Source organism: Arthrobacter stackebrandtii, assembly GCF_017876675.1.
GTDB classification, from domain to species: domain Bacteria; phylum Actinomycetota; class Actinomycetes; order Actinomycetales; family Micrococcaceae; genus Specibacter; species Specibacter stackebrandtii.
Genome location: NZ_JAGIOI010000001.1, coordinates 2,160,330 through 2,179,727, shown reverse-complemented (window position 1 = coordinate 2,179,727; position 19,398 = coordinate 2,160,330). Strand labels below are relative to the sequence as shown.

Here is a 19,398-nt window from a genome sequence, read left to right as displayed (position 1 = left end):
CGTCACGAAGGGGTGCGGATTGCAACAACACCCCCCAGGGCACCGGCCGCACCATCCAGCCAAACACGGCGGTGCCGCGGGCACCCGGGCGAGCAACGTCGTCGTGCGGTCAAGGACGCTGGCACACTCTTCGGTAGAGTCGTGGCAAGCGAAGGAACGGATTTGGGGAACATGAAGAAACTCTTGGCAGCACTGGCCCTTGCAACCATGGCACTCTTGGGCGTGGCCCCGGCAGCCACGGCATCCGCCCCGCCAACTGACATTGTCGTCGAAGACGGCGCCGGCATCCTGTACCAGCCCCAGCTGCTGGCGGCCGTGCAGGACACCAGGTTCCACGAGCCCACGAAGGTCGCCATCGTGACGATCGCGGGCCAGGCCGGCACCGACAAGCTCAATTCCGATGTCCTCGAGCTCGCCCGCTCACAGCACCCGGAATGGATCACTTCGGACGGACAGAAGTGGGCCGACGGGCTGTTCATCATGGCCGTGGACCCCATCGCCCGCAAGGTTGGCACCTACATGGGCGAGGACCGGAAGGTGTCGCTGTCGAAGCAGGAGGCCATCCAGGAGGCCACGAAGGACCTCTTCCGTGAGGCCCAGTGGACCGACGGCACCATCGCGGGCGTCAAGAAGGCCGCGAAGCTGATGAACCAGCCTTGGTACCAGTCGGCAGGATTCATCATCTTCTCAAGTATTGCCGGCGGGATCGCCGCCCTCGGCTTCGGCACCCGGGCCATAATCCGGGCAAACAACCGGAGCAAGGCCGCCGCGAACCTCAAGCGCGGGGACGCCGGCTTCGCCAGTGTCAGCCTGGACCTTCCCGTCACGGAGCTGAACGCCAAGACCATCCCGGCGTCATCCACCTATGGCGCACTGGTGCTGGAAAAGTACCGCAATTTCAGCACCCTGTACGCCGAGGCCAACGGCCTGAACCAGCAGTCGCACGCGTTCAGCAAGAAGGACCTTTCCAAGGCGGCCAACGTCAAGGTGACGGGCCAGTATGCCGACCTTGCGGAGGAGCTTGACCGCCTCGACGACGTCATCGCGGACACCAACACGCTGCTAAACAAGTACCAGGGCTGGGGCGCCGCATGGGACAGGCAGACGGAATCGCTGGCAGACGACATGGCACGCCTGCCGGAACTGCTGTCCCAGGCCGAGGCCCAGGGCCTGCCCAGCACCGCGGCGTTGGCGTCCTTCCAGGCCCAGCGGACGCAGGGGCTGCAGCGGCTGTCCGCCGACGTCCAGGCCGGGGCCATCACCCCCGACGCGGCCCTGGACGAGCTGCGGAACATCCACGTGGAGCTGACAAACCTCCTGGCGCAGCATTCGGAGGCCATGATCAACCTCTACGCCAAGACCGGCTCCGAACGCTCCTCCATGCAAAAAGCCATGGACCGCAGCCGGCGCGACGACATCGACCGCCGCCCCGCAACCATCCTCGGTTCCGTCTCCGCCTGGAACATGTTCTACCCCGTGCATGCCTTCAACACCGGCTACATCAGCGGGCGGTCCGCCGTGGACACCGCACGCACGTCCGCCAGTTCGGGCGGCAGCAGCACCGGCTACGGTTCCAGCGGGGGCAGCTTCTCCGGTTCCGGCAGCTCCTCAAGCTTCTAGTCCGACGGCGGACCCCGCCTGGGTGCCCGGCCTGCCAAAAAGTGCTGCAGCGTCCGCAAATTCGGCCGTTTATGTGATGCGGCGTCCGTGAAAACGGCGGCTTATGTGATGCGGCATCTAGGGGCGGTGGGCTTCGGGGTTGACGGCGTGCGGGGGCAGCTCTCCCTTGGCCATCGCGATGGCGTTCCGCGCCGCCAGTACGGCCATCTTGTTCCGCACGGGGGCCGTCGCGCTGCCCACGTGCGGCAGCAGCACCGTGTTGGGAAGTTCGGCCAGGCCCGGTGCCAGCGCGGGTTCATTTTCGTAGACGTCCAGCCCCGCCCCGGCGATCACGCCGCTGCGAAGCGCCTGGACCAGGGCCGCCTCGTCAACGACCGGACCGCGGGCCGTGTTGATGAGGAAGGCCGTGGGCTTCATGGCCGCCAGCACGGCGGCATCCACCAGGTGGTGCGTGGATTCGTTGAGCGGCACATGGATCGAGAGGAAATCCGCCCGGGCCGCGACGTCGCCCCAGGGCAGCTGCCGGACCTTGCCCGCAAACTCGCCCAGCTCGGCGTCGGACACGTGCCTTTCGGCCGGGGGCCTGGGCGAAAAGACGACGCCCATGCCAAAGGCCAACGCCCGGCGGGCCGTGGCGCGGGCGATCCGGCCGAACCCCGCCAGTCCCAGCACCTGTCCCGACACGTCCGCCCCCACCATCAGTTCCGGCGTCCACCCCGTGAACCCGCCGGAGCGGACCAGGCTGTCAGCCTCGATGACCCGGCGCGCCGTGCCGAGAATGAGCAGCATGGCGATGTCGGCCGTGGCGTCGGTCAGCACGCCCGGGGTGTTTCCCACCAGGATCCCACGGGCGGTGGCCGCCGGCACGTCGATGTTGTTGAACCCCACCGCATAGTTGGAGACGCCGCGCAGCCTCGCCGCGGCCAGCAGCTCCGCATCCACGCAGTCGCCCAGCCGCGAGAGCAGGACGTCGTAGTCGCCGCTGGCGCACAGCGCCCTCAGCTCACCGGCGGAGGGGACGGCGGGCAGCAAGGTGACCTGACCGGCGTCGTGCAGCAAGTCCAGGCCGGCGGCCGGAATGCGTTCGGTGACCAAAAATCGCGGTGCCATGCGGGTTTACTCCTTGAGGTCGACGGCGCGTTCCGCGGGGGCGGCAGCAACGGGCTGCTCGGCCGAATCTTCAATGTACCGCTTCGCGTTGATCATGACGGCGCCGGTCATCATGACCGCGATGCACACGCCCAGCATGGCGAAGGATGCGGTCCAGGATCCGGTGGCGTCGTGGATGGTGCCGAAGAACAGCGGGGCTATGCCGGCGCCGGCATAGCCGATCCCCTGGCTGAAGCCGGACAGCACCGAGGAGCCGTGGGTTGTCCGCGAGCGCAGGTTCACCATGAGCAGGGCCGTGGCGAAGGTGCCCTGTCCCAGCCCGGCGAACGTCACCCACAGCCAGGTCCCGTCCAGCGGCGAGAGATACAGTCCCAGGTGCCCGGCAGCCCAGCAGAGGGCGAACAGGCTGATGGCCAGGATCGGGTTCTTCATGCGCGGCACCCACAGCGGCACGAGCAGGCTGACCGGCAGGCCCAGGATGGCAAAATACGCCAGCGCGGTCCCGGCCGTTGCGGCGTCCAGGCCCTGCCCCGACAGGTAGGGCGGAAGCCACGTGAAGTACACGTAGGTCTGGGCGGAGTTCCCGGCCAGGAAGATCGCCAGCCCCCACGCCACCGGGGACCGCCACGGACGCAGGCGGGCCTCCGGGGCGGGCACGCCGGGCGCTCCGGCTGCTCCCGCCGCACCAGCGGGCCCGGCACCCGGGGAACCAGCCTGCCCGCGGCCGGTTCCGGCGTCGAGCCTGCGGTCCCGGGCAAACTGGGTGATCCACGGCAGCAGGACCAGGAAGCTGACGGATGCCCACAGCCCGACGGACACGCGCCAGCTGCTTGCCTCGGCCACGGGGACCGCCAGCTGCGGGCTGATCGCCGTGCCCACGGCCAGCAGCGTCACGTAGCCGGCCGTCACCACGCCGACCCGGTCGGGGAAGTACTTCTTGACGAGCGGCGGCAGCACCACGTTGCCGATCCCGTAGCCGGCCATGACCAGCGCGGTCAGGGCCAGGAAGGGCCACACGGAGTCGGTGGCGGCCCGGCCCAGCTGCCCGGCAATGGCCAGCACGACGGCGGCCACCAGCGCCTTTTCGAGGCCGAAGCGGCGGATCAGCGCCGGCGTGACGAGACCGAAGATGGCGAAAACAAGCGGCGGCAGCATGGCCAGCAGGCCCGTGGTGGTGGCGTCGAAGCCAAGTTCCCCGGTCAGCTCGCCCAGCAGCGGCGGCACCACGGAGACGGCAGTGCGCAGGCTCAGGGCCATGACCAAGATGCCCAGCAGGGCGCCAATGCGGCCCGTCCACGGACGCTTCTGCAGAAAATTGTTCACCGCCCAACCCTAGCCAATGCATGGCAGGCGGTTCGCCCCAGCAGCGTGCACGGGAGAAAAGAGGGTCCGTCCGCCCCTGATTGGACTGGCGGACGCCACAATATTTCTGCAGGATCATGCCGAATTGGCGGATGCAGGCATAGTATGAGTCACAGTGTGCACCGGCCGCGGCAAAGGAGACCACCTTGGACGTTCGTGAATTGGGATCGGCCCTGCGAGCCCGTCGCCGCGCACTGAACCTGACCCAAAGCGAAACGGCAGACCTCGCCGACGTCTCCACCCGCGTACTCAGCGACCTGGAAAACGGGCGGGAAACAGTCCGGCTGGACATTCTCACCGCCGTTGCAGGAGCCCTGGGCATGAGCCTGAACCTGCAGGTGAACACACCATGAAGAACCTGGAATACGCCAAGGCCGTCACCGATGCGGTCATCTACAAGAAGGGCCGCCCCGCCGCGACCCTGACGCGGCATCCGGGGCTGGGCGTGGTCTTCGCCTACCTGCCCGAATACCTGAGCAACGGCGGCCCCGCCATCGCCTCCACCCTTCCCGTGCTGGATGTGCCCGTGAACCTGGGCCACGGCAACGTCCCGGCGTTCTTCGCCGGACTGCTGCCCGAGGGCGAACGCCTCGCCAAGCTGCGCTGGGCCGTCAAGACCACCATCACCGACGAATTTTCGCTCCTGCTGGCCGCCGGGGAGAACCCCGTGGGAGACGTGCAGATCGTCCCCGCGGGACATGCACCGGAGGCCATCGCGCCGCTGCTGGCCGTCACCAACACCATGCCGGGCACGGTGTTTGCCGATTTCGCCGCCATCCCCGGCCCCGTGGACCTCAGCGCCCTGGCCGGCCTGCAGGACAAGGTCACCGCCTCCTACAAGCACGACAAGGACCCCTCGCGCTCCTACATCCTGAAATTCAACGACGGCAGCCATGCCCGCCAGGTCGAGACCGAATTCCTGCTGCTCACCAAGGCCCGCGCCCTGGGCATCCCGGTTGCGGAGGCCCGCCTGGTGCACGACGGCGCCGGCCAGGCCGCGCTGCTCGTCTCGCGTTTTGACCGGTCCCCGGGCGGGCCGCTTGCGGTTGAGGACGGCGCGCAGCTGATGGGCCTGGTGCCGGGCCGCAAATACTCGGTGCCCAGTGAGGCGGTGGCCTCCGCCGTCATCAACATGTGCTCCTCCCAGGCCCTGGCCGCGCGGAACATCTTCCTGCAGTTCCTCTTCGCCTGGCTCACCGGCAATGGCAACCTGCACGCAAAGAACATCTCCGTGCTGCAGCAGCCCTCCGGCGAATGGCGGCTGGCCCCCGCCTATGACCTGCAGTGCACCCTCGCCGCAGAGATCGAACAAGGCTTCGCGGCCGGCGTGCCCGGAGGCATCCTGACGGAGCTGATCGACGGCGACCCCTCGCGCGACCCCGGCATGGCACTGCCCGTGGGCGGCAGCGCCGGCAGCCGCACCGGCCTTGACCGCCGGGACTGGCTAAGGTTTGGCCGCAGCCTCCACATCCCGGAACGGCTCGTGGCCAAGTGCATCGACAAGGCCCTGGCCGCCTCGGAGATGACCACGGCGGAACTGCCGTTTGAGCGAGAGGTGAGCGCCGCCGTCGTGCGCGTCCTGGACATCCGGCGGACGGCACTGGAGAAGTAGACGCCTGCGGTGCCGGAGGGCGCGGCCCGCGGCGGGCCTTCGAAAGTTCTTTTACTGACGAAATGACGCTAAAATGTCTCTATGCCTCGAATTGCCGCCCCCACGAACGCGGCGCAGCGCGCGCAGACGCAGCGTAAAATCCTGAACGCCTTTGGCGAACTGCTGTTTACGCACGGTTTGCCCGGTCTGACCATGACCGACGTTGCCAGGACCGCCGGCGTGGGAAGAACCGCCGTCTACAACTACTTTGCCGACCTCGAACAGCTCCTGGTGGCCTACGCGCTGGATGAGACCGGCAAGTTTGTCATCGAGCTGAAGTCTCAGCTGGACGGGCTGGAGAATCCTGTCGACCGGCTCGCCGTGTACGTGCGCGCGCAGCTGGCCGACCTCACGCGCCGCCACCTGCCGCCGGGCCCGGCCATGCGCTCGGTGCTCTCCAGCGAGTCGTTTGAGAAGCTGGGCGTTCACGTGGGCGAGCTGAACACGCTGCTCATGGACATCCTGCAGGACGGCATGGACCAGCAGTACCTGCCGCCGGCCGACGTCGACGGGCTCGTCCAGCTGATCCACGGCTCCCTGACGGCCAGCGCCTCGCGGCGCAATGCCGACACCCCCGACGAGGAGCGGATCGAGGCCGCCGTCCGGTTCATCCAAGCCGGCGTGGGCGCTTCCTTCGACGGCGAAGGGCACCCGGTCAAGCTGGCCTAAGCCCGCACTCGGGACCTCCACGGCGCGGCCCGGGCCGCGCCGGACCTCCGTAGAATTCACCTGCGTTCACGTCGCAACCCTTGTCGAGAAAGCGTTTTCTCTGTAGTGTCCTTTGTGGCGCCACCGCAGTGACCGGCATCACAGCTGCTGCCGGGGCGGGCGCCGTCCATTCCAATGACGGAAGAAGGAACATGCGAAAACACGGTAAATATCTGGCCATTTCCGCAACCTTGGCGGTGGCAGGCGCCATGGTCATCTCGCCTCAGGCAGTGGCGGCACCGGGTCCGCTGGCCGACGCGGCAGCACAAACAGCCAGGACCCCGCTGGAGCGCCAGGTGCTCGCTCCGGGCGACGGCTGGGCCTCCTTGGGTCCGGGCACAACCGGAGGCTCGGCCGCAGCGGACGCCAACGTGTATGACGTCTCCACCAAGGCTGAATTGCAGGCGGCCTTCGCCAGTGCGGGATCACTGCCCAAAATAGTCCGGGTCCACGGCACGATCAGCGCCAACACAGCGGAGGACGGTTCGCCCATCATCTGCGAGGACTATGCCGCAGGCACCGGCTTCAGCCTGGAGCAGTACCTTTCGGACTTTGACCCGGCCACCTATGGAACCGGCCAGGAGCCTGACGGTCCGCAGGAGACTGCCCGGCGGGCCGCCGCCGGCAAGCAGGCCAAGTCCATCCGCATCGACATCCCCAGCAACACCACCATTGTCGGCGCCACTGCCCACAGCGCCGTTGAAGGGGCGGCCCTTCGGATCAACGGCGCCACCAACGTGATCCTGCGCAACCTGTCCTTCCGCGACTCGGCAGACTGCTTTCCCGCATGGGATCCAACGGACGGCGACGAAGGGAACTGGAACAGCGAGTACGACCTGCTGCAGGTCATCAACCAGTCCACGAATGTATGGATTGACCATTCCGAATTTACCGACGCACCCCACTTTGACGATGAGCAGCCCCTGTACTTCGGCCGGCCCTACCAGGTGCACGACGGCGCCGTCGATGTCACCAACGGCTCCGACCTAGTCACCATGTCCTTCAACCGTTTCGCCGACCACGACAAGCTTCTGCTGATCGGTTCCACCGACTCGCCCACCCGCGGCGACCCCGGCAAGCTGCGCGTGACGATCCACCACAACACCTTCGAGAACATTGGCCAGCGCGCACCCCGCGTCCGCTACGGCCACGTGGATGTCTACAACAACCTCTTCAAGGAAAGCGCCGCCAACAGCCCGGTCCCCTACGTCTACACCCTGGGCGCCGGCATTGAGTCCCACCTGTATGCCGAGGCCAACGCGTTCATCCTTCCGGAGGGCGTCAACACCGCCGGCATCATCTCCCGCTACAAGGGAAGCACCATCGCCACGGTCAAAAATGCCGTCAATGGCAAGGTCGTGGACCTCCGCGCAGCCTACAACGCAGCAGCGACGCCGGAGAACCAACTGGCCAATGACACCTCCTGGAAACCTACGCTGCGCACCAAGGTGCACCCGGCACAGGCCGTCCCGGGCATCTTGAACGGCACCACCGGCCCCATCTACACAGCAGGGGGCACCCCCTGATGGCCGCAATCATGCCCAGCCGCCGCACCGTCCTGGCCACTGCCGCACTGACAGCCGGCGTCCTGGCCTGCTCGGGAACCGGGGCCGCCATGGCCACCACCCCCACGGAGACCTCCCAGGGCAAGCCCCGCACCAAGCCGGTGATTTTTTTGGTGGGCGACTCGACGTCGTCGGCCTATCAGCAATCCGAGCGCCCCTGGGCCGGCTGGGGCCAGGCACTGCCACTGCTGCTGGGTCCTCAGGCCACGGTCCTTGACATGGCCTGGTCCGGCGCCTCCTCCAAGAGCTTCGCCGACACCGGCATGCTGGACCGCGTGCTGGAGCTGCTGCAGCCCGGGGACCTCTTGCTCATCTCCTTTGGCCACAATGATGAAAAGGTCGGTGACCCTGCACGCGGCACCTTTCCGGACACCACGTACAAGGAGTACCTGGCCCGCTACGTTGACGGTGCGACATCCCGCGGCGCCACACCCGTCCTGGCCACACCCGTGGAGCGTCGCCGATTTGATGGTCTTGGCAATGCCCGGGATTCCCATGGCGCCTACCCGCAGGCCATGAGGGAACTTGCCGCGGCGACGGGCACCGCGCTGGTGGACCTGACGGAATCGTCGCTTGCCCTGTGGCAGTCGCTGGGGCCGGAAGGGACCAAGTCGCACTTCCTGTTCCTGGAACCCGGGGCGCATCCGCAATACCCGCAAGGGTCCGAAGACAACACCCACTTCCAGGCGGCCGGGGCGCTGGCGGTGTCCCGGTTGGTGGCCCGTGAGATGCAGGAGCGGCGCATTGTCCCGCCGGGATGGTTCCGGAACCTCGACGGCGGCTTGGATCCGCTGCTGGAAATGTACTGGCCCGCTGAACGGCCGGTGGACCTGCCGGTGCTGCTCGACGTCGGGCCCGGCAAGCCGTTCGCCACGGTGCAGTCCGCCGTCGACGCCGTTGCCGCCAACAGCAGCCAGCGGACAGTGATCCGGATCCAGCCCGGCAACTACCGTGAGGCGGTGCGGGTCCCCAGCAACAAGCCGCGCGTCTCCTTCGCAGGCCAGGGCGCCCGACCCGAGGACGTGGTGATTGTCTACAACAACGCCTCCGGCACACCCAAACCGGACGGGAGCGGCAACTTCGGCACCTCCGGAAGCGCCTCCGTCCGGATTGACGGGCCGGACTTCACGGCCCGGAACCTCACGTTCAGCAACGATTTCGACGAGGCCGCGAACATGGACATGAAGGACCGCCAGGCAGTCGCGCTGCACATCACGGCGGACCGGTCGGTACTGGCCAATGTCAGGTGCCTGGGCAATCAGGACACCTTGCTCGTCAATTCACCGGGCGTGGGTGTCCAGGCAAGGTTCCTCTTTGACGGCTGCCATGTGGAAGGCGACGTCGACTTCATTTTCGGCCGTGGCACCGCAGTGTTCAGCGGCTGTGAAATCCGTTCGCTGGACCGCGGCTCGGCCAGCAACAACGGCTATGTGAGCGCCGGCAGCCTGGACCTGGCAATCCCCTATGGCTACTTGTTTGACGGCTGCCAGCTAGTTTCCGACGCCGCCAAAAAGTCCGCACACCTGGGGCGGCCGTGGCATTCAGGCGGGGACCCGCGGGCAGTGGCCCAGGTGCTGTACCGCGACTGTTGGCTGGGCGCCCACATTGCCGACTCGCCGTGGACGGACATGGGCGGCTTCTCCTGGCGGGAGGCCCGCTTCCACGAGTACAACAACCGCGGCCCCGGAGCCAGGGTGACCGCAGACCGTCCGCAACTGCCCAAGTCCGCGGAAGGCAATTTCACGGTACAGAACTACCTGCAGGGATCCGACGGCTGGGCTCCCCAGCTGGCAGGCACAGCGGCCGACTGCAGCGTGGTGCCGGCCGGGGCGGGCGTGTAGCCGCGGCCATGGAAGGGTCCGGTTCCCGGCGGGCCGGGCCCCCTCCAAGTCGTTGGATCCGCGTTTGTCCTTGCTTCGGGTCTTAGGGCGTTCCACCCATGCCGCCGGAGCCGTTGCACCGGTTATTTCGCAGGAGCTGCGGCCGGCAGGGTCGCCTGGGCTGTTGCCGGGGCAGTCGCCGGGGCGGTTTTTTTCGGGGCCAGGCGCGGGCAGGAGAGCACACCGGGCGTTTCGTCCACCTTGGGCACCGCCACAAAACCCGCAAATGAACCGGTCAGCACCACATCCACGGTGCTGTCCTTGCGCTCGTCCTGGACATAGTCCGTGTTGGGCAGGTTCCGCTGCAGCGCAAACGCAGCCGCATGGCCGGACGGGCCGGAAATGATGACAGCCGGTGCCGAATATTGGGTGCGGCCGTTTGCCACGGTCTTGACGGTGAAGCCGCGCTTCTTCAGCTCTTCGGCCACTGTCCCGGCCCTGCCCTCTTTCGTGCTGGCGTTGTAGACGTTGACGCTCACGCTCTTGTTTGCGGGGTAGTCGAGCTTCTCTGAGGGGCAGCTTTCCGGCGTCGGCGTAGGCTTGCCCGGCCCGAGTGTCAGCTCGAGCTCGCCGCGCTGGATCATCCCCGCCAGGACCAGGCCAGTCACCAACAGGGCCAGCAGCAGCACCAGCACCACCCCGTGCGTGATGCGCCGGCGCACCGCGCCGGATTCCAGCTCCGTCGATTCGTGATCGGGAAACGCCTCGGCCAAGCCGCTGCCGTCCACAATGTTGTGCCCCCGCGAGGACGTCCCGTCGTTGTTCTTCTTTCGCTGCCGGCGCAGCTCGTAGGCGGTGTCCTTGGCCTGCCTGCGCGCCTCACGCTCCTCCTTGCGCCGCTGCCGGGCGGTGAGCAGGACGTCGTCGTCCGTCACATGGGGCAGGTGCCCGGCAGCATCCGCCGCACCAACGGCCGCCTTCACTGCCGGGGTTTCCTTGCCTTCGGCCGGCTTCTGCGCCGCGGCCGCCTTCACACCTGAGTCGTCCTGCTTTCCCGGTCCTGTGGCAGCTTCCTCGGCGGGCGGCCTAGTCATCGATCACCAGAACCCGGGCGTGCAGGATGGTCCGCTGGTGCAGGGCCGTGCGCACGGCACGGTGCAGCCCGTCTTCCAGGTAAAGGGTGTCGTGCCACTGGACCACGTGCGGGAACAAGTCTCCAAAAAAGGTGGAGTCCTCGGCCAGGAGCGCTTCAAGGTCCAGCTGCGCCTTCGTGGTCACGAGGTCGGCGAGCCGGACCTGTCGGGGAGCGACGCCGGCCCAGTCCTTGGGCGTGACGTATCCATGGTCAGGGTACGGGCGATGGTCGCCAACTGCTTTAAAGATCACACTCTTCAGCCTAGGGACTGCAAGCAGCTATTGGAACTGCTGTCCATATGTGCCGCGGGTGTGTTGCGAAAAGGTTATGCAAAGTGGCCCTGCTGCGCTCGGGCTGCAACCATGGGGGCATGACTTTGACCCAACCGCCTCTCGCCCTGCTCCTCGACGTCGACGGCCCGCTCGCCAGCCCCGTGACCCGCCGCGTGCCTGAGGACATCATCAGCACACTGATCGGTCTCGTGAACCGCGGCATCCCCGTCATTTTCAACACGGGCCGCTCAGATGCCTTCATCACCGACCAGCTCATGGGCCCCATGCTCGACGCCGGCCTGCCCGCGGGTTCCGTGGTCCACGCCATCTGTGAGAAGGGCGCGGTCTGGTTCAGCTTCACCGCCGACGGCCCCGGCCCCATCCACGTGGACAGGGAGCTCGCCATGCCCGCAGCCTTCGGCGACGACATCCGCGCCCTCGTGGCCCGCAGCTACGACGGCCACATGTTCTTCGACGAAACCAAGCGCGCCATGGTCTCCGTGGAGCAGCATGTTGAGGTTGAGAGCGCCAGCTACCTTCTTGAGCAGGCCAAGTTCGACGCCGATGCGCTGGCTTTGCTGGCCGCGCACGACCTGGGTGCGACCCGCCTTGAGCACCGCGCCCCGGCGTCTGCCGGCACGGTCGACTACCGGGTGGATCCGTCCATCATTTCCACCGACATCGAGTCGGTGCGCCTGGGCAAGGATCTCGGTGCCAGCCGGGCCGTGGAACTGCTGGCTGCCCAGGGCATCGTGCCTCAGGCGTGGCGCACGGTGGGCGATTCCCGCACCGACTACGCCATGGCCGACTGGCTGCACCACCAGGACCACGCCGTGGAGCATGTGGACGTGCGCCCCGCCGAAGGCGTCCCCGCCAAGCCGTACCCGGTGCGGACCGCAGCGGATCTGGGCTTGGGCGGGGACGTCATCAACGACTTCGCCGGCGGCGCATTCCTCAAGTCCTGGCTGGACGCCCTGGCCTGACCGCTCTCGGACCGGATTCCTCCCCGTCTCGCTCCGTCTCGACGCTGTCGCAGCAATGGCTGGAAATTCGGCAACGCCATCGCACTTGATGCGACAGCGTTGGAGAAAAACCGGCCATTGCTGCGATGGGGTCCCTTGGGGGTGCCGACGTGTTGGGGAGCGGCAACGGGCGGTGCCGCCGTATTGGCGGCTGGGCGGCTACTCGGCCAGGGCCGACTCCACCGCTGCAATCAGTTCAGGTGAGTCCGGCGTTACCTGGGAGGCGAACCGGTGCTGCACAACGCCGTCGCGCGTAATCAGGAACTTCTCAAAGTTCCACTTGACCGGCTCCGCGCCATTGCCGGTCAGGGCCGCGTAGATGGGGTGGGCGCCGTCGCCGTTGACTTCTGCCTTTTCGGCGAGCGGGAACGTCACGCCGAAGTTCTTGCGGCAGAACTCCACGATCTCCTCCGCCGTGCCCGGCTCCTGGGCGCCAAACTGGTTGCAGGGCACGCCCACCACGGCCAGGCCCTGGGCCTGGTACTTCTCGTGGAAGGCCTCGAGTGCGTCGTATTGCGGGGTGAAGCCGCACATGGAAGCCACGTTGACCAACAGGACTGCCTTGCCGGCGAGGTCTTCGAGGGTGGTTTCGGTGCCGTCGTTCAGGGTCAGGGGGATGGTGTTCAGAGTTTGAGTAGTCACACCCCGAGTCTAGGACTTTCCGGGATGGCTGAGCCGGTGCTTGCGCATTAATCGACGAAAGGCCCGGAATCTTAGCGATTCCGGGCCTTTCATTGGCGGAGGATGGGGGATTTGAACCCCCGAGGGCGTTAACCCAACACGCGTTCCAGGCGTGCGCCATAGGCCGCTAGGCGAATCCTCCAGCTTGCTGTGCAAAACACGGCAGGTTCAAGAGTACCTGACAATGTGCCGAAGTCACGAATCGAAGTGCTGGTACGTGATGCACGCCATGTTTTGGGGGCTCCGGGGCGGCTCTTGCCGGGGTGGAAGGGTGCTGCTTTTGGGCGGAAATAAGGGCAGTACGGCCCCGTTCAAGCCCTACTGCCCTGATTTCCCCCCGAGGTCTTCGCGCGAAGCGGACCACAATATTGGGAAAGCGCCACCTTGCGGCGGCTACATGATGTAGAAACGGTGCTCCCGCCGTGACTACAACACACCAGCGACTTTACAACAAGCGTGTGGCTCACGTGTGCCGAAACCTCCAATTTGGCAATAATTGAGCCAAAAGGACAGGCCCTAGAGCCGACCGGCTATCAGAAACGGCCATACCCCTGAAGCCTGGCGGTCGGGGGTACTCGCGGCGGAGGTTCTGGGCGGGGACTTGGGCCATGGCGCAGTGTGCAGACGGAAAGCCGGGCAGGTCGCAGTGCGCGCCATTCCAGAGACATTGCCGGCCCGGACGCGTGGACGGCTGCGGCAGTGGTGCCCCAGCCTCCCAGGCGCCGTGACGGCAGTCCCCTTAATGGCCGGTGACTCGCATTTCCATCGCAGCAGTCACGAACCCGGCCAGTGCAAACGCGACGGCAAGCACCACGAGAAGGAACTGCTGTCCGGCATGCCTGTGCGTGCGTTGGGTGGAATGGGTGGAAAATGCTTCCATGCGCACCAGCGCAGAAATGCCGAAGGCAAATGCTGCCACCCAGAAGAGCCACTTGAAGATGTCATAGTCCGGCATGATCTTCACCCCTTTACTCGCCCCGCTCCGCTGAGAGGCGCGGCGGCCCAAGGCTGCATGTTCGTCGAACGATTTAAGGTGCCCCTGTGGTGAACGTATCACCGGCGCAGCAAAATTGAAACAGCTTCCCCGCGGCAACACCACGGCCACCGCACGGCCGGCTCCGTGGCAGGCCCGCCACCTGGCCTCTCCTTCCCCTCCGCCCCAGCCCGGAAGGCCTGATTCGTAACTGGGCGGCAATGTCAGGTAAGCTGATTCCCGGCCCCTCATGTGGCGTCATCCTGTGAACTCCCCCAGGACCGGAAGGTAGCAAGGGTAAGCGGGCTCTGGCGGGTGCATGGGGGGTCTTTATTTATCCCCAGATGCCCCCGAAATCGGGCCTCCACGCGGAATTTTGTCAGGCGGATTAGATAGGGTTAATACCGTGAGCGCACCAACAGCCCTGTATCGCCGGTATCGCCCGGATTCCTTCGCCTCTGTGATTGGCCAAGAGCACGTCACGGCGCCCCTCATGGCTGCCCTGGAAAAGAACCGCGTCAACCACGCCTACCTTTTCTCCGGCCCCCGCGGCTGCGGCAAGACCACCTCGGCCCGCATCCTGGCCCGCTGCCTGAACTGCGCCAAGGGCCCCACCTCCCACCCCTGCGGCGAGTGCGACAGCTGCATCGAGCTTGCCCGCGGCGGCGCCGGCTCCCTTGATGTCATCGAAATTGACGCTGCGAGCCACGGCGGTGTCGACGACGCCCGCGACCTCCGCGAACGCGCCACCTTCGCCCCGATCCGGGACCGCTACAAGATTTTCATCATCGACGAGGCCCACATGGTCACCTCGGCAGGCTTCAACGCCCTGCTGAAGATCGTGGAAGAGCCGCCGGAGCACATCAAGTTCATCTTCGCCACCACCGAGCCCGACAAGGTGATTGGCACCATCCGCTCCCGCACCCATCACTACCCCTTCAGGCTGGTGCCGCCGGAGCCGCTCATGGCCTATTTGGCACAACTGTGCGAACAGGAAAACGTGGCCGTTGCCCCCGGCGTCCTGTCGCTCGTGGTGCGCGCCGGAGGCGGCTCGGTCCGCGACTCCCTCTCCGTCCTTGACCAGCTGATGGCCGGCGCCGGCGAATCCGGCCTGGACTACGACCTCGCCGTCGACCTCCTCGGCTACACGCACTCCTCCCTGCTGGACGACGTCGTGGAGGCCCTCGCCGCGGCCGATTCCGCCACCGTCTTCAAATCAGTCGACCGGGTCATCCAGACCGGCCACGACCCCCGCCGATTTGTCGAGGACCTGCTGGAGCGCTTCCGCGACCTCATCATCGTCCAGGCCATGCCCGAAAGCGCCCACGCCATCCTGCGCGGCACCCCGGACGAGCTCATCGCCCGCATGCAGACCCAGGCCGCCCAGCTCGGCGCCGCCGAACTCTCCCGCGCCGCCGATGTCACCAACGCCGCCTTCAACGAAATGACCGGCGCCACCTCACCGCGCCTGCACCTGGAACTGCTCGGCGCCCGCCTGCTCCTGCCCGGTGCCGATTCCTCCACCCGCGGCATGGCAACGCGCCTGGACCAGCTCGAACGCCGCCTCAACTACGCCGGCACCCCCAGCGCACCCGCCGGCAGCGCCCCCGCACCGTCAAGCAGCGCACCGGAACAGTCCATCCCTGCCCCGTCATTCACCGCGCCAGGCACGACGGCGGCACCCGCCGATTCGTCCGGCGGCTCTTCCGGCGGCGGCCTGGCTGCCGTACGGGCACAGCTGGCCCGTGCCAAGGAGGCGGCAGGCGCCGAGGTGGCGGCCCGGCACACCCCCGGGGGTTCAAACCCCCCATCCTCCGCGGCACCGGAGCAGACACCCGCAGCGGCAAACGCTTCCGCCGCTGCGGTGCAAGCCCCCGTGGCGGCACCGCCGTCGGGCATCCAGGCCCAGCCTCCGGTCCCCGCACCGGAACCCTCGCAGTCCGCACCGTCGCCAAACGCACCATTCACCCCCACGGGCCGCACCTGGGACGACCTTCCCACCCCTGCCGGCACCCCTGTGGCAGAGCCCACCCAAGCGGCCGCACCCCAGCAGCCGGTCCAGCAGCAGGCACCCCCGGTTGCACCGCAGCACCAGGCGGCGCCGACCGCACCCGCCGCATCGTCCAGCCCGGCACCGCAAGCCGCATCGGCTGCGCCGCCGGCCGAGGCCTCGGCACCGGCACCCACGGGAAACCCTTCGGGCATCGAGGTCATCCGCCGCGCCTGGCCGGAGATCCTGGGATCCCTGCGGAACATCCGCATGGCCTCGTGGGTCATCGTGAACCAGAATGTGGTGCCGCAGACCTTCGACGGCAAGGAGCTGCGTGTCGGCCTGCCGTCCACCGGGCTGATCAGCACGTTCAGCAACGGCGGCCACCTGCAAAACCTGCAGCAGGCCATCAACCAGGTCCTCGGGTTGAGCATCTCCATCCTGCCCGTGGACGGCGAGGCCCCGAAGGCGAGCGCTGAGCCAAACCCAAAAGTACAAACTGGTAGCCCTTCGCCCCGGCGCGAAGGGGGCACCGGCCATGCCGGGGGCACACCCGTTCACCCCGAACCGGCCGCCCGGCCCGGGACCGCTGCTGCGGGCCCCGTAGGCAGCGCCGTTCCGTCGGCTCCCCCAGCGGATTCGCCCGTGTATTCCGCCCCCGGCCATGTTCCCGCGCCCGCTTCCGGTGCCACGGCCCAGGCGGCACCGAGCCAAGCCGTTCCTGTTCAGGCTGCACCGGCGCAGGCCGCACCGGAACCACTTTCCAGGCAGCAGGCCCAGTCACCGGCGCCTTCCCCGGCGCAGGCCCCTGCGCCCCAACAGGCGTGGGACGGCCCGGCCGAACCCGCCCCGGCCTGGGACGAACCGTACCCGGACCCCTACTCCGATGACCCCGGATACGCCGCAGCGGAACCCTTCATCGGCGAAGACCCCTACGCTTCCGTGCCCTTCCACGGCGAGCCCTCCCCCGGCGCAACCCCCCAGTCGCAGGGTTTCGCGGCAGGCACCTCCGCCGGGGTACCCGCAGCCCCGGCCGTCCCGGCACTGGAACACGACACCACGGCGGCACCGTTTGTGCACACCGCGCCCAAGGTTTCACCGATCGCCGCATGGACCACCGGCTGGGACATGCCCTCGGACACTCCAACCACTGAGCCTGAGACCCCGGCTGCCCCCGAGGCCCCGAGGCGCAGCGAGCTGCTGGCACAGCAGATCGCCGCACAGTCCGGCCAGCGGGATGCTTCTCCGGCACCCCAGGACTGGGGCGTTTCACTGGGCCAGGGCCGCCGCAATGACGTGGCCGACCCCGGCTGGGGCACCATGTCCGACGCACCCGACTGGGCCCAGGGCGGAGCTGCCGCAGACACGGCACCGGCCCCCTCCCCGGCCGGCGGCTTCACCACGGAACCTGCCACCCAGGATGCAGCGTCCGGCGCACTGCCGGCGTCAGATGTGCCGTTCAACGCGGCCATGCCCGTGGACGGACAGCCGCTCGGCGCCTCGTCCGCCTACCCCACTCCGTCGTCCTTCAGCCCGCCCGGGCAGCCGTCTCCCGGCCAGCCGGGCGGAGAGGTGCCGGACCAGCAGCAGGAAGCTCCGGCGTCGGGCATGGAAACAGGCGGAAAGCTGAGCATGTACCAGCGCCTGTCCAACAGCTCCGAGGCCCAGGCCGGCCGCGCGAAGGCACCGTCCGTCGCGGCGGAGGTTCCCTACGTGGAGGACGTGCCCAGCCCGGACGACGTCACGATCGAGGAATCCGGCGTGGTGGGCCAGGCCGCCGTGGAGCGTATTCTGGGCGGAGTGCTGGTGGAAGAGCGCCCGCTGAATCCCGGCAACTAGCCCACACCATTTTTGAACCAATAGACAAGAGGCATCGTGTACGAAGGAGCAGTTCAAGAGCTCATTGATGAGCTGGGGCGCCTGCCGGGGATCGGGCCGAAGTCGGCGCAACGGCTCGCGTTCCACATCCTTGAGGCGGACGGCGACGACATGAAGCGCCTGGTCCGCGCCATCACGACGGTCAAGGAGCGGGTGAAGTTCTGCACCGTGTGCTTCAACGTCACGGAATCGGAGCTGTGCAACATTTGCCGCGACGAGCGCCGCGATCCCACCGTGATCTGTGTCGTTGAGGAGTCGAAGGACGTGCTCGCCGTGGAGCGCACGCGTGCCTTCCGCGGCCGCTACCACGTGCTGGGTGGCTCCATCAATCCAATCGCCGGGATCGGGCCGGACCAGCTGCGCATCCGCGAGCTGCTGACGCGGCTCAACGACGCCCAGATCCAGGAAATCATCATCGCCACGGACCCCAACCTCGAGGGCGAAGCGACCGCAACCTACCTCTCGCGCATGCTGAAAACGCTCGGCATCGCCGTCACGCGCCTGGCGTCGGGGCTGCCCGTAGGCGGCGACTTGGAGTACGCCGATGAGGTCACCCTGGGTCGCGCGTTTGAGGGCCGCCGCAACGCCCTCACATAAATTCGAAAGTACAGTTGATGCCGATCACGCGCGTCAGCATCGGCATCAACTGTACGTTCACGGGCGGGGCGGGTGCCCGGCTGCCGTTCTCCCCCTACCCCGCGCTGGCGGCCGACTGGGCGGACAACTCCGCCAGACGCTCCCTGGTGGGGGTTCCCGCCGTGGGCACGTACAGCACAAAGTGCAGGTCAGGCACGTCGGAGGGCACCAGCCGGTGCTGCTCAAAGACCAGCTCCCCCACCTGCGGATGGATGAACACGCGGCGCCGGGAGGAGAAGTTCAGGACCACGCGCTCGGCCCAGATGCTGGCAAACTCCGCGCTGGCACCAGCCAGCCTGTCCACCAGCGCGGTGTGTGCCTCGGACCCCAGCCTGAGCCCGGCCTCGGCACGGAATTCGGCCACGAAGTTCCTTGAAGTGGTGTCCCAGTCGGGGAGCATCTGCCGCAGCTGGGGGTCGGTGAACACCAGCCAGAGCAGGTTCCGGCCGTCCGGGTCCACCTCGGAAATGTGCGAGTACAGCCCTTCATAGGCGCTGTTCCAGCCGGCAATGTTCCAGTCCGGGGCGACGGCAAAGGCAGGAAAATCCCAGGCATCCAGCAGCGCCTGCAGGTGCGGCGGCATGTCCTCGATGGTGGCGGGGCCGCCGGCCGGGACGGCGCCGTGTCCGCCCAGTGCCAGCACATAGGCCTGCTCGGCCGCGGTCAGCCGCAGCACCCGGCCAATGGATTCCAGGACCTGGCGCGAGGCGTTGATGTCCCGTCCCTGTTCCAGCCAGGTGTACCAGGTGACGCTGACGGCGGCGAAGGCGGCAACCTCCTCGCGGCGCAGGCCCATGGTCCGACTGCCGATGGGCGGCAGCCCGTGCTCCGCCCGAAGCAGCCCGGCGCGGCGGTCGCGGAGAAACTGGGCCAGCTCACGCCGTCGTTCTTCATTCATACAAGCAAAACTAGCACTGCCACTACTAGTAGTGACGCCGTCTCCGCAGAACGCCCGGTTTGCCAATTAAGCAACCC

16 protein-coding genes, 1 tRNA gene and 1 other RNA gene are annotated in these 19,398 nt (G+C 67.3%); 10 read left to right on the top strand and 8 right to left on the bottom strand.

Annotated elements, in window-relative coordinates; translation table 11 throughout:
- Positions 1-171: 171 nt before the first annotated feature.
- Entirely contained in the window at positions 172-1,620 is a 1,449-nt protein-coding gene (locus JOF48_RS09235; protein ID WP_209679935.1) for a DUF5129 domain-containing protein, read from the top strand.
- Between the two features lie 117 nt (positions 1,621-1,737).
- On the opposite strand, the gene JOF48_RS09230 is transcribed toward JOF48_RS09235, so the two are convergent.
- Positions 1,738-2,730, bottom strand: a complete 993-nt coding sequence (locus JOF48_RS09230; protein ID WP_209679923.1) for a 2-hydroxyacid dehydrogenase — start codon at positions 2,728-2,730, stop codon at positions 1,738-1,740.
- Between the two features lie 6 nt (positions 2,731-2,736).
- Complete coding sequence (locus JOF48_RS09225; RefSeq protein WP_342591205.1) at positions 2,737-4,053, bottom strand: MFS transporter; 1,317 nt, start codon at positions 4,051-4,053, stop codon at positions 2,737-2,739.
- Between the two features lie 185 nt (positions 4,054-4,238).
- Here JOF48_RS09225 and JOF48_RS09220 point away from each other — a divergent pair, with 185 nt between their 5' ends.
- The 5 genes from JOF48_RS09220 (at position 4,239) to JOF48_RS09200 (ending at position 9,857) form a co-directional block, all read left to right on the top strand.
- Positions 4,239-4,445, top strand: coding sequence for a helix-turn-helix domain-containing protein (locus tag JOF48_RS09220; RefSeq protein WP_203311975.1), 207 nt, complete (start codon positions 4,239-4,241; stop codon positions 4,443-4,445).
- Positions 4,442-5,704, top strand: coding sequence for a type II toxin-antitoxin system HipA family toxin (locus JOF48_RS09215; protein ID WP_209679921.1), 1,263 nt, complete (start codon positions 4,442-4,444; stop codon positions 5,702-5,704). The genes JOF48_RS09220 and JOF48_RS09215 overlap by 4 nt, the downstream gene beginning before the upstream one ends.
- A gap of 81 nt (positions 5,705-5,785) precedes the next feature.
- On the top strand, positions 5,786-6,412 hold the full coding sequence (locus tag JOF48_RS09210) for a TetR/AcrR family transcriptional regulator (protein WP_209679918.1): 627 nt from the start codon (positions 5,786-5,788) through the stop codon (positions 6,410-6,412).
- 191 nt (positions 6,413-6,603) lie between these two features.
- Entirely contained in the window at positions 6,604-7,977 is a 1,374-nt protein-coding gene (locus JOF48_RS09205) for a pectate lyase family protein (protein ID WP_209679914.1), read from the top strand.
- Positions 7,977-9,857 (top strand): pectinesterase family protein, encoded by a 1,881-nt coding sequence (locus JOF48_RS09200; protein WP_209679912.1) that lies wholly within the window; start codon positions 7,977-7,979, stop codon positions 9,855-9,857. Before JOF48_RS09205 ends, JOF48_RS09200 begins: the two co-directional genes overlap by 1 nt.
- Positions 9,858-9,979: 122 nt before the next feature.
- Here JOF48_RS09200 and JOF48_RS09195 read toward each other — a convergent pair whose 3' ends face one another.
- The gene (locus tag JOF48_RS09195) at positions 9,980-10,930 is read right to left on the bottom strand and encodes a LytR C-terminal domain-containing protein (protein WP_209679910.1); all 951 of its coding nucleotides are present in this window, start codon (positions 10,928-10,930) and stop codon (positions 9,980-9,982) included.
- Positions 10,923-11,222: a type II toxin-antitoxin system VapB family antitoxin gene (locus JOF48_RS09190; protein ID WP_209679907.1), complete on the bottom strand. Its 300-nt coding sequence runs from the start codon at positions 11,220-11,222 to the stop codon at positions 10,923-10,925. Before JOF48_RS09190 ends, JOF48_RS09195 begins: the two co-directional genes overlap by 8 nt.
- A gap of 119 nt (positions 11,223-11,341) precedes the next feature.
- Here JOF48_RS09190 and JOF48_RS09185 point away from each other — a divergent pair, with 119 nt between their 5' ends.
- On the top strand, positions 11,342-12,226 hold the full coding sequence (locus JOF48_RS09185; RefSeq protein ID WP_209679905.1) for a Cof-type HAD-IIB family hydrolase: 885 nt from the start codon (positions 11,342-11,344) through the stop codon (positions 12,224-12,226).
- Between the two features lie 198 nt (positions 12,227-12,424).
- Here JOF48_RS09185 and JOF48_RS09180 read toward each other — a convergent pair whose 3' ends face one another.
- From JOF48_RS09180 to JOF48_RS09170, 3 genes are all read right to left on the bottom strand, one after another.
- The gene (locus tag JOF48_RS09180) at positions 12,425-12,907 is read right to left on the bottom strand and encodes a glutathione peroxidase (RefSeq protein WP_209679902.1); all 483 of its coding nucleotides are present in this window, start codon (positions 12,905-12,907) and stop codon (positions 12,425-12,427) included.
- A 93-nt stretch (positions 12,908-13,000) separates the two neighbouring features.
- A tRNA-Ser gene (locus JOF48_RS09175) sits at positions 13,001-13,088 on the bottom strand.
- A 597-nt stretch (positions 13,089-13,685) separates the two neighbouring features.
- Positions 13,686-14,051, bottom strand: a complete 366-nt coding sequence (locus JOF48_RS09170) for a hypothetical protein (RefSeq protein ID WP_209679899.1) — start codon at positions 14,049-14,051, stop codon at positions 13,686-13,688.
- A 107-nt stretch (positions 14,052-14,158) separates the two neighbouring features.
- On the opposite strand from JOF48_RS09170, the gene ffs reads away from it, so the two are divergent.
- The 3 genes from ffs (at position 14,159) to recR (ending at position 18,384) form a co-directional block, all read left to right on the top strand.
- Positions 14,159-14,254, top strand: an RNA gene (gene ffs / locus JOF48_RS09165) — signal recognition particle sRNA small type.
- 71 nt (positions 14,255-14,325) lie between these two features.
- Positions 14,326-17,748, top strand: a complete 3,423-nt coding sequence (locus tag JOF48_RS09160) for a DNA polymerase III subunit gamma and tau (protein ID WP_209679897.1) — start codon at positions 14,326-14,328, stop codon at positions 17,746-17,748.
- A 36-nt stretch (positions 17,749-17,784) separates the two neighbouring features.
- Positions 17,785-18,384 (top strand): recombination mediator RecR, encoded by a 600-nt coding sequence (gene recR, locus JOF48_RS09155; protein WP_209679894.1) that lies wholly within the window; start codon positions 17,785-17,787, stop codon positions 18,382-18,384.
- Between the two features lie 94 nt (positions 18,385-18,478).
- Here the strand turns inward: recR and JOF48_RS09150 are convergent, their stop codons facing one another.
- Positions 18,479-19,321: a helix-turn-helix transcriptional regulator gene (locus tag JOF48_RS09150; protein WP_209679891.1), complete on the bottom strand. Its 843-nt coding sequence runs from the start codon at positions 19,319-19,321 to the stop codon at positions 18,479-18,481.
- Positions 19,322-19,398 lie beyond the last annotated feature (77 nt).

Excerpts from the sequence above, each read along its gene's own strand:
- JOF48_RS09235 (WP_209679935.1), top strand. The coding sequence starts at position 172 with ATGAAGAAACTCTTGGCAGCACTGGCCCTTGCAACCATGGCACTCTTG.
- JOF48_RS09230 (WP_209679923.1), bottom strand. The coding sequence starts at position 2,730 with ATGGCACCGCGATTTTTGGTCACCGAACGCATTCCGGCCGCCGGCCTG.
- JOF48_RS09215 (WP_209679921.1), top strand. The coding sequence starts at position 4,442 with ATGAAGAACCTGGAATACGCCAAGGCCGTCACCGATGCGGTCATCTAC.
- JOF48_RS09210 (WP_209679918.1), top strand. The coding sequence starts at position 5,786 with ATGCCTCGAATTGCCGCCCCCACGAACGCGGCGCAGCGCGCGCAGACG.
- JOF48_RS09205 (WP_209679914.1), top strand. The coding sequence starts at position 6,604 with ATGCGAAAACACGGTAAATATCTGGCCATTTCCGCAACCTTGGCGGTG.
- JOF48_RS09200 (WP_209679912.1), top strand. The coding sequence starts at position 7,977 with ATGGCCGCAATCATGCCCAGCCGCCGCACCGTCCTGGCCACTGCCGCA.
- JOF48_RS09195 (WP_209679910.1), bottom strand. The coding sequence starts at position 10,930 with ATGACTAGGCCGCCCGCCGAGGAAGCTGCCACAGGACCGGGAAAGCAG.
- JOF48_RS09185 (WP_209679905.1), top strand. The coding sequence starts at position 11,342 with ATGACTTTGACCCAACCGCCTCTCGCCCTGCTCCTCGACGTCGACGGC.
- JOF48_RS09150 (WP_209679891.1), bottom strand. The coding sequence starts at position 19,321 with ATGAATGAAGAACGACGGCGTGAGCTGGCCCAGTTTCTCCGCGACCGC.